Origin of the sequence: Mesorhizobium sp. M1C.F.Ca.ET.210.01.1.1 (assembly GCF_004791585.1) — a bacterium.
Taxonomy (GTDB): Bacteria; Pseudomonadota; Alphaproteobacteria; order Rhizobiales; family Rhizobiaceae; genus Mesorhizobium.
This window is the reverse complement of sequence record NZ_SRUU01000010.1, coordinates 115372-128462: the sequence shown is the minus strand read 5'-3', so window position 1 is coordinate 128462 and position 13091 is coordinate 115372. Positions and strand designations below refer to the sequence as shown.

Annotated in this window: 13 protein-coding genes and 1 tRNA gene; 8 read left to right on the top strand and 6 right to left on the bottom strand. The window is 62.2% G+C overall.

The window, feature by feature from the left end:
• Nucleotides 1-165: 165 nt before the first annotated feature.
• Together EN853_RS13785 and EN853_RS13780 are read right to left on the bottom strand one after the other, a co-directional pair.
• The gene (locus EN853_RS13785; protein WP_127860311.1) at nucleotides 166-879 is read right to left on the bottom strand and encodes an RlmE family RNA methyltransferase; all 714 of its coding nucleotides are present in this window, start codon (nucleotides 877-879) and stop codon (nucleotides 166-168) included.
• Nucleotides 879-2198, bottom strand: a complete 1320-nt coding sequence (locus EN853_RS13780) for a Ppx/GppA phosphatase family protein (protein ID WP_127860310.1) — start codon at nucleotides 2196-2198, stop codon at nucleotides 879-881. Before EN853_RS13780 ends, EN853_RS13785 begins: the two co-directional genes overlap by 1 nt.
• Nucleotides 2199-2448: 250 nt before the next feature.
• Between EN853_RS13780 and EN853_RS13775 the strand changes: the two genes are divergently transcribed.
• From EN853_RS13775 to EN853_RS13765, 3 genes are all read left to right on the top strand, one after another.
• A complete protein-coding gene (locus EN853_RS13775) occupies nucleotides 2449-3381 on the top strand; it encodes a YbhN family protein (RefSeq protein WP_127860309.1) in 933 nt (310 codons plus the stop codon).
• Between the two features lie 147 nt (nucleotides 3382-3528).
• Nucleotides 3529-3602, top strand: a tRNA-Gln gene (locus EN853_RS13770).
• A gap of 623 nt (nucleotides 3603-4225) precedes the next feature.
• Nucleotides 4226-4438 carry a hypothetical protein gene (locus EN853_RS13765; RefSeq protein WP_127860308.1) on the top strand — a complete coding sequence of 71 codons (213 nt, stop codon included), beginning with the start codon at nucleotides 4226-4228 and terminating at the stop codon, nucleotides 4436-4438.
• Between the two features lie 48 nt (nucleotides 4439-4486).
• On the opposite strand, the gene EN853_RS13760 is transcribed toward EN853_RS13765, so the two are convergent.
• Together EN853_RS13760 and EN853_RS13755 are read right to left on the bottom strand one after the other, a co-directional pair.
• Nucleotides 4487-4741 (bottom strand): hypothetical protein, encoded by a 255-nt coding sequence (locus tag EN853_RS13760; protein WP_127860307.1) that lies wholly within the window; start codon nucleotides 4739-4741, stop codon nucleotides 4487-4489.
• Entirely contained in the window at nucleotides 4738-5061 is a 324-nt protein-coding gene (locus EN853_RS13755) for a hypothetical protein (RefSeq protein WP_127860306.1), read from the bottom strand. The genes EN853_RS13760 and EN853_RS13755 overlap by 4 nt, the downstream gene beginning before the upstream one ends.
• A 76-nt stretch (nucleotides 5062-5137) precedes the next feature.
• Here EN853_RS13755 and EN853_RS34560 point away from each other — a divergent pair, with 76 nt between their 5' ends.
• The 5 genes from EN853_RS34560 (at nucleotide 5138) to EN853_RS13730 (ending at nucleotide 10747) form a co-directional block, all read left to right on the top strand.
• Nucleotides 5138-5344, top strand: a complete 207-nt coding sequence (locus tag EN853_RS34560; protein ID WP_127860305.1) for a ribbon-helix-helix domain-containing protein — start codon at nucleotides 5138-5140, stop codon at nucleotides 5342-5344.
• A gap of 885 nt (nucleotides 5345-6229) precedes the next feature.
• Nucleotides 6230-6892, top strand: coding sequence for a nitroreductase family deazaflavin-dependent oxidoreductase (locus EN853_RS13745; RefSeq protein ID WP_127860304.1), 663 nt, complete (start codon nucleotides 6230-6232; stop codon nucleotides 6890-6892).
• A gap of 279 nt (nucleotides 6893-7171) precedes the next feature.
• Nucleotides 7172-9004 carry a patatin-like phospholipase family protein gene (locus EN853_RS13740; RefSeq protein ID WP_167524465.1) on the top strand — a complete coding sequence of 611 codons (1833 nt, stop codon included), beginning with the start codon at nucleotides 7172-7174 and terminating at the stop codon, nucleotides 9002-9004.
• A gap of 793 nt (nucleotides 9005-9797) precedes the next feature.
• Complete coding sequence (locus EN853_RS13735; protein WP_127860302.1) at nucleotides 9798-10031, top strand: hypothetical protein; 234 nt, start codon at nucleotides 9798-9800, stop codon at nucleotides 10029-10031.
• Nucleotides 10032-10339: 308 nt separating this feature from the next.
• Nucleotides 10340-10747, top strand: a complete 408-nt coding sequence (locus EN853_RS13730) for a hypothetical protein (RefSeq protein WP_245516962.1) — start codon at nucleotides 10340-10342, stop codon at nucleotides 10745-10747.
• A gap of 164 nt (nucleotides 10748-10911) precedes the next feature.
• Here EN853_RS13730 and EN853_RS13725 read toward each other — a convergent pair whose 3' ends face one another.
• Nucleotides 10912-12345, bottom strand: coding sequence for an aldehyde dehydrogenase family protein (locus EN853_RS13725; protein ID WP_127860300.1), 1434 nt, complete (start codon nucleotides 12343-12345; stop codon nucleotides 10912-10914).
• Nucleotides 12346-12573: 228 nt separating this feature from the next.
• On the bottom strand, nucleotides 12574-13041 hold the full coding sequence (locus EN853_RS13720) for a GNAT family N-acetyltransferase (protein WP_127860299.1): 468 nt from the start codon (nucleotides 13039-13041) through the stop codon (nucleotides 12574-12576).
• Nucleotides 13042-13091: the final 50 nt, after the last annotated feature.

Below are 13091 nucleotides of genomic sequence, written 5' to 3'. Positions count from 1 at the left end.
GCGTAGACCCTAGAGTCCATGCCGTGATGTTTCGGTGTCGCTGCAGTGCAGAACTCGGAGCAGTTCCAGCGAATATCGGATATGAATTCTGGACCGTGTGGTATTCCTTGGCCGAGGTAACGGATTCTAGGGTCTGCGCCGCGTCGCTTCGCTCCTTGCTCCGCCCTAGAATGACGAAGTGCCAGGACCCTTAAATTCCTTCGCCAGCAAATAGAGCTCCACCGACTCATCCCTGGAAGCTGGTGGCTTCACATGATGGACCGAGCGAAAATTCTGCTTGAGCCGCGATAGAAGCTCGTTCTCGGCGCCGCCTTGAAACGTCTTGGCGAGGAAGTGACCGCCGGGCTTCAGGACCTGCAGCGCGAAATCGGCCGCCACCTCGCACAGATGCATGGTGCGCAGATGGTCGGTGCGGCGATGCCCGGTGGTGGGGGCGGCCATGTCCGACAGCACGACATCGGGCTGGCCGCCAAGCGCCTCTGACAGCTTTTGCGGCGCGTCCGGGTCGAGGAAATCCATCAGCAGCACCGGCGCCCCCGGCACCGCGTCCATCTCGAGATAGTCGATGCCGACGACATGCGGGTTCTCGGCGGTCGACCTGGTGCGCGCCGCCGCCACCTGGCACCAGCCGCCGGGAGCGGCGCCGAGGTCTATCACCTTCATGCCGGGTTTCAGGAGATGGTGTTTGTCGTCGATCTCGATCAGCTTGTAGGCGGCGCGTGAACGGTAGCCGTCGGCCTTGGAGCGCTGCACATAGGGATCGTTCATGTGGCGCTCGAGCCAGCGGCGCGAGGATTCCTTCAGGCCACTCTTCTTCTTGATCCTGGTCTTCAGGACGCGGATGCTTCCCGAGCCCGGCCTTTCCGGCTTTTTACTCATCAGCGACCTCTTCCGTCGCTGCGCCAGGCGCCGTCATCGGCCATCAGCTCGCTCAAGATGCCCTCGCGCAGGCCGCGGTCGGCGACGCGCAGCCGCTCGGACGGCCACACGCCGCGGATCGCTTCCAGGATGGCGCAACCGGCAAGCACTAGGTCGGCGCGGTCGGCGCCGATGCAGGGATTGGCGACGCGCTGCTGGAAATCCCAGCCGATCAGCTTCTCGATCATCCGGTCGACGCTTGTGCGGTCCATCCAGAGCCCGTCGACGCGGCGGCGGTCGTACCGCTCGAGGTCGAGATGGACGCCGGCCAGCGTCGTCACCGTGCCGGACGTGCCGAGCAGATGGAACTGGGGGCTTGCGAGCACGTGCGCGAGCCGGTCGCGCCCGTCGAAGGCCTTGAGCCGCACCGCGACGTCGTCGACCATCGCCGTGAATGTCTCGCGCGTCACCGTGCGGCCCCCAAAACGCTCGGCGAGCGAGACGACACCCACGGGGAGCGACGTCCAGGAGACGATGTGATTGGCGAGCCGCGGCGAGCGGTGGCCTCGCGTGAGGTCGATCAGCGCGATCTCGGAGGAGCCGCCGCCGATGTCGAACAGCACCACACCGCGCGTGTCGCGCTCGACCAGCGAGCCGCAGCCGGAAACCGCGAGGCGAGCCTCGGTCTGGCGGTCGATGATCTCGAGCTTCAAGCCGGCCTCGCGCTCTACGCGGTCGAGGAATTCGACGCCGTTTTCGGCGGCGCGACAGGCCTCGGTAGCGATCAGCCTGGCCTTGCGGATCTTGCGGTTGCGCAGCTTCTCGCCGCAGACTTTCAGCGCCTCGACTGCGCGGTCCATGGCGGCCTGGCCGAGCCGCCCGCTGGCGGACAGCCCCTCGCCCAGCCTGACGATGCGCGAGAAGGCATCGATGACACGGAACTGGCCGTGACGGCCGGGTACCGCAACCAGCAGCCGGCAATTGTTGGTGCCGAGATCGAGCGCGGCGAAGACCGGCAGCTCCTGCTGCGGCGGCCGCGGGCCGTTCTGCACCGGTCGCGGTTGCGGCGATGGCGGCGCCGGGTCTGGCGCGCGGCCGGCAGTGGGCGCGGATGGCGCTATGGCGCCGTTTTCATCGCGCGCGAACACCTTGCGGCCGCGCCGGCGCTTGCGGCGCTTGCGCGTCTTGCCCTTCTGGTTCTCGCCTGGATTGTCGGCATGTCTTGCATGCGCGCCCGCATGCCGGCTGAACCGTCCCGCGGACGGACCCGCCGTTTCCGCCGGCGATGTCCCGGACATGCCCACTGCCGACGCGCCCGCGCCGGTATCGTGGTCTTCCACGTCAATTCCTTTCGGCGCCGCGCGAACCGGGAAGGACGCAGCAGGCACCTCGATTTGTTTCAAGTTGAGGACAGACTAGCAGCGCGATCCGCAATCACCAAGAGCGGGTGGTCCGTTTTTTGACGACGTCACGCTGGGGCAATCTCTTGCCGGTTGAATAGCCGGCTTCAATCAGGCATGTCTCAGACGAGGGTTCGAAAGGGTCTGGGCAACATCATCTCCATGAGCTTAACCGCATGACGACGACGCCATGAACTGGAGGCGTTATTTCTGGCCGGTCATCGGCATAGCGGCCGTGGTGTTTTCGCTGTGGCTGCTCATTCACGAACTGCGCGGCATTTCACTCGACGACGTCTGGGCCGGTATCGTCGCCATCCCGCCACGCGCCTGGGTTCTGGCGGCGCTGAGCTCGGTCGTCGCCTATGCCGCGCTCGCCGGCTACGACCACATCGCGCTGCTCCATATCGGCAAACGAGTGTCGTGGCTGTTCGTCACCCTTTGCTCCTTCACCACCTATGCGCTGTCGCACAACATCGGCGGCTCGGTGCTGTCCGGTGCGGTGATCCGCTACCGCGCCTATGGGACGAGGGGGCTGACCGGCCAGGATGTCGGCATTCTGGTGGCGATCTGCTGGATCACCTTCGTGCTCTCCAGCCTGCTTGTCGGGGGCCTCGTGCTGGTGCTGGAGCCGCAAATCGTCGATCGTTTCACCACGACTCCGCATCACGAACTGGCGACGGTCGCCGGCCTCCTCATGCTGATCCTGGTCGGTGCTTACGTCTTCTGCAGCTGGCTGCATCTGAGGCCGCTCAAGATCGGCAGCTTCCAGCTGCATTATCCGGCGCTGCCGATCGTGGCGCGGCAATTGCTGATCGGCCCGATCGAATTGCTGGCGGCGGCGGCGATCATCTACTTTGCCCTGCCGGCCGCCGGCAATCCCGGCTATTTCGTCATACTGGGCGTGTTCATGGTGTCCTTCTCGGTGGGCTTGCTGTCGCATGCGCCGGGCGCCCTCGGCGTTTTCGAGATCGTCTTCCTGGCGGGACTGTCGCACATGGACCCGGTCGGCGTGTTGGCCGCCCTTTTGGTGTTCCGCCTGTTCTACCTGATCATCCCGCTGCTGATCGGGCTCGGCGTGGTGCTGTTCTTCGAGCATTCGCAATACAGCCGCGGCGAAGGTTGAGGCCGCCCTTCCCCGCCGTGCCGAGCCAGCGTGATCAAAAGCTGCAATTGAAACGCCGGGCGGGGTTGACTATTTTCCGGCGGCGGCTACAAGGCAGCGCTCGCGGCGCTTGAGCCGCCCGCTTCGCGCGATACCAGTCGCGCTTGCTGGGGAATAGGTTAACGGTAGACCCACGGACTCTGACTCCGTTAGTCCTGGTTCGAATCCAGGTTCCCCAGCCAAGCATTTAAGTAAGCAAAAACAGATATTTAGGTGTTGCCCGACGCCTCCGGTTCGTGTTGCTTAGTCATTGCAACACTTTTTCACCTAAAGCCTTGTTTTTCCACGCACTACAAGCCACTGCCCGCCTGCTCCGTGGAACACGGATGGAACACCGAACCGGCGGTTTGTTCACCGACTGTTCTGCCGCTGGGTCCCTCCCCATAGAAGCCGCAACAAGCGCAACAGCCGCAACAAAGCCCGCGACCACAGGGCCAACTCCTGGTGTCCGGTGCCAATTGCGGTGCCAACTGCTCACTGCGAATTTGCAGGGTCTGTGAGTTTTGTCACAGACGCTTCGACGCATCGGCCTAGCTTGCAAAGCGCTTCTTGCAGCGGTGAAGGGAGTGCTCCGATGCTTGTGAACCTTCCTCTTGTTGCAGTTGGTCCCCTTGTCGATTGGCTCGGTCGCCGAGCCGATCATAAGGCGCAGTTGAAGGCAACGGACGAACTGAGCGAGTCATCAGTCGACCTGCTCAGCGACATCGGGGTTTCCCGTGACGCCATCGAGACCACGCGCTGGCGGTCGGCCGGTGGGCGGAATAGCCCGGCCACATAGCGCTCATAAGGGAACGTTTCCCCAGTGATGACGTTCGGCAACCATGGCAAGGAAACCCTGATGATCAAGCAGCCGTGGAAGACCGCCGTCGAGATCGAAGAGCTTGAAAACAGGCATTATGTGCGCGTCATCGAAGACGGCGCAGTAAGCATCAAAGGCTTCAGTTCCCGGGCGGATGCTAAAACCTTCGCCCATAGCGAACGGGCGCGACTCGGGATTAACACGCCTCTTAAAGAATAAGCCCGCCACCTTTCGGCAGCGGGCCAGTATTCCCGTTGGGATTTTTGATCAGTTCATCGGCGAATGCGATTCGCCAATTAACCGCCGCGCCGCTTCCCTTGCTCCTGTGGCGTTCGCCATAGCGACCATCGTGTCAGCCGTGACGATGAACTTGGCCACGCAGACCCGTTCCTGGCCGCCGTCAAAGCCGCGCTGGTGGGCGTAGTAGGACACCCGGAAAAGGCCGGCCGAGACCTCCTCAACGCGGCCGACGCCTTGCACGAACGTATCGAGGATGACAACGGGCTCGAGTAGGTTGCTCATGACACCACCTCGCCATGGCGCATCACCGGGCCAATGATCCCATAAGGGTCATTCAGCCCTGCCGAAGTTATGCTCAGACCGCGGTCGGACTCTACCGAGCACGTTACGATCAGCCACGGGCTCTGGAATTCCTCCTCCAGAAGAGCCTTCAGCGCGTAGAAGTGGTGCTTGATCTGCTCAGGCCGGGAGAGCGGCTGTGAAGCGGCCGGAGCCGCCTGTGTGGCACCTATGGCCGAAATTGAGGCTAATGCGCCAAGCGCGGCGCGGCGACTGATCGCGGGCAAGCCTTCGGCGGCTGCCCGAACATAGATGTCCGGCATCGGATTTTCTCCAATTCAGTTTGGCGTGAGGTTCTAGCGCTTCCGCAAGAACGAGAATTGTGATATCAGAGTTTCTATGGCAAAGCAAGAAACCGTGGTATCAAAGAAGCGACGCGGACCGGCCCCTACTGGGAAAGGGGTGCCGATTATGGTCCGCCTTCAGCCGGACATGCTGGCGGGCGTCGACCAATTTGTTGCCGAGCACGATGTTTCGCGACCTGAAGCCGTGCGCTTGATCATTCGCGATTGGTTGATCAGACACCAGGTGCTGAGGGCTGAGTAACAACCCGACGAGTTCATCCCTGAGAACGGCGGCGGCGCCGGTGTGAGATTGCGGAAGGGTGGCGGCATAGACAGCGGCGGCTAGTTGGGGACGATGGCAAAAGAAGAGTTCCAGGCAAACTGGCGTGGAGCACGCAAGTATCAATTTGACGAGGAAACGCGTCGGAAGAAGGCCGCACTCGACCGCAAGCCCCCGATCCTGCTCCCCCCCTGCCGCAGCCAACCGAGCCCATCCCGGCTACCGCAGCAGCACCGCCCAAGAATACCGAAGCAGCGGCGCGCCCGCCAACGTCACGTCCAAGACGGCGCGGCTCTCCATCGCCACAATGCTTCTGCTCGCGACCGTCGCCTCAATAGCGGGTTACGTCATAACGTTGTTTTTCGGAGGGCAACTTGTCTGGCCGGTGCCGACGACAACGACGGGCGCCGAGCCTCAAATTAGCGCGCCAGAACCTTCCCTGCCTTCGGAGGTGACCCTCCCCCGAAGCGGCCTCGTAACAGATGAGAGTGACCGCCTTCTTCCACCTATGCGTCAAGCCGCTGGCTGGCGGGCCTCCACCCGTCAAAACAAAAATGGCCCGCTGCTCCTGTGTCACCTCGGCAGCGGGCTATTTTGCGCAGCAACGCCGGCGCGAGGGTCGTTCAGTGAGAAAGGTCATCTTGGGGCTTGTAGCGCTGCTTTTCCTCGCCGTGGCGATTGCGACTGTCCGTGCCCTGATCTTCGGATGCCCGCATGGGACTTCCTACGGGTGCACCGAAAAATTCAATCGGGAAGTCTGTGGCTTCCCTGAGTCGTGACCGCCCGTTAGTCCCAATCCTGATCAGGCGTAGCGGGACCCAGGCGTTCCTCGACCAGGGCCGGGCTGATCGAGCCGAACAAGCTGATATGAGCGATGAACCGACCCGGAGACCTTCGTCCTTTCACAAATTGATCTGCCGCAAAGCAATCTTCCTGAAAGGCTGCGATGTGATGGTGTGTATCGATTCGAGCGGACATCGATCAATGAGCCATCTTTCTGGCGGCCATGCGAAATCCGAGCGACGACCTCCAGACCCCGCCGAACAAGGCTGGCTGCGCTGGTACTACCGCAATTGGCGACCGACCCTCTTGGGGCGGATTTCGAACAGCATTTGGGCGTGGCTAACCTCGCTCGGATTGCTGCCGCCGGTTCTGCTTACGCTGCAGGTTGCAGATCGCAGAGACGGGCGGATGCGATCGACGGTCCTCGCGGTCGTCGAACACGAAAGGAACCGCTATCTGGTGTCGATGCTTGGCGACACATCGGAGTGGGTTAAGAACATCCGTGCCGCAGGGGGAAGGGCGTTCATCAAACGAGGGTCAGCCATCGAGGTCAGGCTGACCGAGATCCCCAACGAAGATCGAGCGCCTATACTAAGAGCCTGGTGCCAGATCGCCACGAGCGGACGTCGTCACCTACCTGTGCCGTATGACGCGCCTGTAGAGGCCTTCGAAGCGCTCTCTCTCGACTACCCTGTCTTCCGGATCGACCCGGCACCGATGCCCGTCGCTGACTCGCGAAAGCAATAGACTTGCCGACATAACGCTGGTGGGCTGGATGAGGAGCCACGCCAGACTGGCCATGAGAGCGCATCTCGAAGGCCGGCGGTGCTGACGTGCGGCGCGCGCTCTACGAGGGGACGACCCTGGACGTCGATTGTCGAGCCGGACTGCCAGCGTCGCGACGTCAGCCCGAGTTGGCCGCGACGGCAACGTTGCGGTTCGGCTCGGATCGCGCCGTGCGACGCTGCAAACACGAGCGGTACGGGATACAATTGCCGGAGCGAATGCGTCCCCGGGATGGCTCAAATGTCCTCCGTCGATTCTCTCGCCGCGAGATTATTGTCGGCGACATTGATGTTCGATCGGGCGTCGTTGCTGGCGCTCGAGGCTTTGGCTGCCGAGTCCGACCGTCGGCTCCTGAGGCGCGGTGAGGTCCTGGTTCGCGAAGGCGATCCATCGGACAGGTTCTTCGTCGTGCTGTCCGGTCGCTTTACGGTACACAAAGGAGATCCGATTGGCTCGGTCGCCGAGATCGCACAGGGCGAACTAGTCGGCGAAATTGGTTTCTTTGCAGGGCTGCCCCGTACGGCAACTGTCCTTGCAGCGCGCGATTCGATCGTCCTTGAAATCAGTCGTAATCATTTCGAGAAGGCGGCCGAGGCTTTGCCGAACCTGAGAGAGGCGGTCACAATATCTCTGGCGCGCCGGTTCGCCACGCAATCTCCGATTTTGTCGCGTCTCCAGCCTGCCAAGATCCGAACGCTTGCCATCATTGCAGCCGGCGGAAGTCGCATCTCACCGGTTTTCATCGGGCACCTACAGCAAGAGTTCGGCGCGGTCGCGCGCGCTCAGTTCGTTTCCCGGCTTGACGTCCACGCGAAGTTCGCTGGTCGTCCGATCGACGACCAGCCGGTCCTTAACTGGTTGAACGAACTGGAGGCGCAAGCCGAATTCGTTGTCTACGTCGCCGACGAAGAACCTAATGAATGGACACGAGTCTGCATTCGCCAGGCCGATACCGTCCTGTTGCTAGCGAACGCGTCCTCCTCGCCTCACTTGAACACGTCCGAGGAATTGGCGTTATCGGTCCATCCACCATCGACCGGTCGGCTTGTCCTAATTCACCACAATCGCTCGGCTGCGGTCTCCGGCACCTCTGCGTGGCTCGATGAGCGTCCCCATGTCGGCCAGCATCATCATGTTGCGCTGGAGGACGGGTCTGATATCCAGCGCCTGGTCCGATTTATTTCCTGCAAGGCACGTGGCTTCGTGGCGGCGGGGGGTGGGTCCCTGGGCAGCGCCCATCTGGGCGTCTACAAGGCCTTCGTCGAGGCGGGCGGCAGCTTCGACTATCTTGGCGGGACGAGTTCCGGAGCGGCGATGATGGCCGGCTTCGCAAAAGGGTTGGACGCAGAGCAGATCGACCGCGGCACGCACAACGTATTTGTCAAGAGTCGGGCGTTTCGGCGCCCCACCTTGCCGCGTTTCGCGCTTCTAGATCACAAAGCCTTCGATCGAGCCCTTCGGGAGGAATACGGCGACGTTCTGATCGAAGATCTTTGGCTTCCGTTCTTTGCGCTTTCGACCAATCTGAGCAGCCGTCAGCCCCATCTCCACCGTCGTGGAAAACTCTGGCAAGCCGTTCGGGCATCCGGCTCGCTCCCGGGTGTCCTGCCACCGTTCTTTACGGCTGACGGCGATATGCTGGTGGACGGCGCCATCATGAACAATTTGCCGCTGGAACAGATGAGGGAACTCAAGACCGGCCCCAATGTCATCGTGAGCTTTGGGTCCAGTGGACCGCAAAAATACCACATCGACTATGACCGCATCCCCGGCAGATCGGAAATGGCGGTCGCCCTGCTGAACCCTTTCGGCCGTGCCCGCTTGCCGCAGGTTCCGAGCATGCTTCAGGTTATTGCCGCGAGTATGCTGGCACACGGGCCGCAGGACATTGCCGTCGGCGACGAGGATGTCTTGGTCTGTCCGCAGGTTTCGAGCACGGTCGGCTTCATGGATTGGAGTCGGCATTCCGAGTTGTTTTCGGACGCCTACGACCACACGGCGCAATGGATCGAGGAACGTCTCCGCCAGAACGACTCAGGGCTCCGGGCGGTGCTCGGTAACGCACATACTTAGGGGATCAGCGCGATACCGGCAGCCCGAACATCAAAAGCGCGGCGATGAGCAAATGCACGGCAAGGGAGGCAGGTTCGTTAGGGTGGAAACCGGAAGTTCGACGCGAACCCAACAGAGAACTCGCTGGCTGTTCACCGCTGCTCCACGCGCTCAGTCCTCGGACAAGCCGGCCAGAGAACTATCAGAAGCGGCGCGGGATCAAGGGACGTCGCCTGGCCGGACGTGACGCGCAGGAGACGGCATCTTGGCAACCGCGACGATCACTCCGGCAGGCCGGAGATGCCCGGCGCCTCGACGTAACGCTCAGGCCCGGTTGCGGTAAGGATTGAAGTACCGCAGAGTTTAAGCTGTACTGTCGGCGAACTTTCTCATCCTGTCCCTGCTCTCCCTTTCGCAAGTGCACTGCGGTACTGCGTCCGGTACACCATCCCATAGCACCCAACACGTGGCCCTTGGGAGTGCGGCTGGCGCGCTATCAGGCTCACGTGCCAGAAGTCGATGCCTTCAAAGCTATCCAAAAATCGAATCTAGTATCCCGCTTTATCCATAAGCACCCGCAATTCGGGCTGAGGCGCGACCCAGAAAGTTCGAAAAGCTTCCAGGTTCCCCAGCCAAGCATTTGCGTTCTCAAAGGCCGTACCACTGCTTCGCAGCGCCTCGCCGTGGCCACTATATTAGCACTCAACGATATATTAATAAGTATGCGCGAGCCTCTCCGCATCGGGACGAACTCCCGATCGACGATCCGGCATTTTCATGTGCCGGGACGTCCGACCGATGCGGAGCAAAACGCATGAGTGTCGAAACAGCACTGGCGCAGCTATTGCGCATGCTTCACCGTCGAGCCTTGAATTTGGCAACCTTGCCAGACGATGAGAGAGACCCGCACTACGATCGCATCCGCCGCTGCTGCTGCGGAGCGGCCGAACATATTGGCCAGAGCCCCGACGATGCAGCCATCACTGCCAACAGCATGGTTGAGTTCACGCGGGCAATGGTCGGGATCATCGAGGCAAGGCACGAGTAAGGCGAGAGAAGAGCTGATCGGCCGCTGAATTACAGGTTGCCATTTCCCGGCAACCCCGATCGGTGCCGGCTGGCTTCGCCATGCCCATAGCGCCATTACAGCAATTTTCCCCAAGACCTCGAACCCCGCCGCGCTGCAACGATTGTGGCGGCAACCTCCGGCGTCCTGTCGCTGTTCGCCTATCCCCTTGGAGGAGGATCATGACTGGCACAATTTCCCCGTTTCTCGCCGCTCTCGGATCTGAAGGTCCCTTCGCAGACCGAGCGAAAGATATGGCCCTGTATGGGTGGCTGATTGGAAGCTGGGACATGGACACCGTCCACCACCTCGATGACGGCACGATCCAAAAATCGACTGGAGAATGCCATTTCGGCTGGGTCCTCGAAGGCCGTGCCATCCAGGACATCTGGATCCGGCCCAGGCGCCCTGCGCCGTCGACCTTGTATGGCACGACGTTGCGCATCTTCGATCCCGGCATCGGCGGCTGGCACATCATCTGGAGCGATCCGCTCAATCAGGACTATTCGCGCCAGATCGGCCGGGCCGAGGGCAACGACATCATCCAAATCGGCGATGACTCGCGGGGTCTCAAAACTCGGTGGCGGTTCACCGAGATCACCGGCGACAGCTTTCACTGGATCGGCGAGGAGAGAGCCGCCGAGAGCGTTCCGTGGCGAGTGACGTATGAGCATTTCGCGCGGCGGACGGATTCCTGAGCTAAGTCGGTGGCGATACCCTTCGGGTTTTCGCGGTGCATTGCGCAGGTCGCGGTTCGCATCGCCCCGCCAGATGGCTGGCGGTTCGGTTCCAGATGACAGGGCGCGGCCGAGACCGCGCCCTTTCTTATAGATCGGTGCCGACGCCCGCCGACTGGAGAGACCTACTCCGCCGCCTCATACCCCGCGATGCCCTTGATCTCGAGGAAATCCTCCAGGCCATACTCGGCGTATTCGCGGCCGTTGCCGGACTGCTTGTAGCCGCCGAAGGGCAGGCCGGCGTCCCAGGTCGGGTAGTTGATGTAGACGTTGCCGGAGCGCATGCGGGCGGCGGCCTGGCGCGCTTTCTCGATGTCCTTGGCCTGGATGTAGGAGGCGAGGCCGAAGACGGTGTCGTTGGCCTGCTCGATCGCCTGCTCGACAGTGTCGTAAGGCATGATGGACAGCACCGGCCCAAAAATCTCTTCCTTCGCGATGCGCATGTCATGCGTGACGTTTGCGAAGATGGTCGGGCGGACGTAGTAGCCGCGGTTGAGCTCGGCCGGGCGACCGGGGCCGCCGGCCACGAGGGTCGCACCTTCGTCGATACCGCTCTGGATCAACCCCTGGATGTTGTCGAACTGCAGCTGGCTGACCACTGGGCCGAGCTTCGTTCCGGGCGCATCGGCCGGGCCTACAGTGAATTTTTCCGCCGCCGTCCTGGCATAGCCGGCCGCCTCGTCATGCAGGTCGCGCGGCACGAACATGCGCGTCGGCGCGTTGCAGGACTGGCCGCTGTTGCCGAAGCAGCCGGCAACGCCCTTGGCGACCGCCTTTGCGAGTTCGACCTCCGGGAACAGGATGTTGGCCGACTTGCCGCCAAGCTCCTGGTGAACGCGCTTGACCGTATCGGCGGCAGCCTTGGCGACCAGGATGCCGGCGCGGGTCGAACCCGTAAACGACATCATGTCGACGTCCGGGTGGCTGGCCAAAGCCTGGCCGACGGTCGGACCGTCGCCGTTGACGAGGTTGAAGACGCCCCTCGGCGCGCCGGCCTCGTCGATGATCTCGGCGAAGATAATGGCGTCGAGCGGCGCGATCTCGGACGGCTTCAGCACCATGGTGCAGCCGGCGGCGAGAGCCGGGCCGACCTTGCAGGTGATCTGGTTGAGCGGCCAGTTCCACGGCGTGATCAGGCCGACGACGCCGATCGGCTCCTTGACGATCAGCGACGAGCCTTTGACCTGGCGGAACTGAAAGGTCTTCAGCACCTCGGCCATCTTTTCCAGATGCGCCTGGCCGACGCCGACCTGGCTGTCCAACGCCATCTGGCGCGGCGCGCCCATCTCGCGCGAGACGGCGAGCGCGAGATCCTTGCTGCGCTTCTTGTAGACCTCGATGACGCGGTTCAGGATATCGAGGCGTTCCTCGACCTCGGTGAAACCGAAGGTGGCGAAGGCGCGCCTGGCGGCGGCCACCGCCTTGTCGACATCGGCCTTAGAACCCAGCGAAATCTGCGCGAACGCGTCCTCCGTGGAGGGGTCGATGACGTCGAAACTGTTCGGCACCACAGGATCGACCCAGGCGCCATCGATATAGAACTGCAGATCGTGTGACATGCTTTCGCTCCCTGGGGCCGCCGGGCTTCGATTGTGGTGAGGTGGTCGTCGTATATCGCCAGAAACAACGATGCTGCAACCACCCTATCAAACGCAAGCGGAGGTGATTGAGCCAGCGTGTTGAATTCCCGATGCATACCGCCCAAAGAAGTGCAGCGGTTTCGGGAAAACGACATCCATAAAGACAAGACTTAGAACGCTACCTGAAACTGATTCAGGCAGCGCGCTTCAAGGCGCCAACCTCTTGCTCATATAGACCGTTGTGCCGTTCATGAACGGCTCTTCGCGGTCGATCGCGTAGCCGTGGCTGCGATAGAGCCGCACATTGGCTTCGAAGGCGCCGTTAGTCAGCAGGCGAAGCTCGCGGCAGCCCGTTTCGACGCCCTTGCGCTCGGCGCTGTCGAGCAGTTTGCGCCCGATACCCCTGCCCTGCGCTTCCGGCGCCACGGCGACATTCTCGATCCAGATGTGGTCGTCATGCGCCATGGTTTCGATCAGCCCGACGATGCGGCCGTCCTCGATGGCGAGCTCGAACTGGTGCTCGTCCAGCGCCTTGTCGTAGTCGGCGCGCATCGGCAAGGGCTCGCGGCCGATCACAGGCACCCATTTGGCATAGGCCGCGCGCACAACGGCCTTGATGGCGGCGGCATCGGCGGGGCCGGCCGACCGAAACTCGATCGAAGAAACGACAGTCATTCAAGCGCTCCAAATGCAAAAAACCCGCCGATCGTTGCGATGGGCGGGCT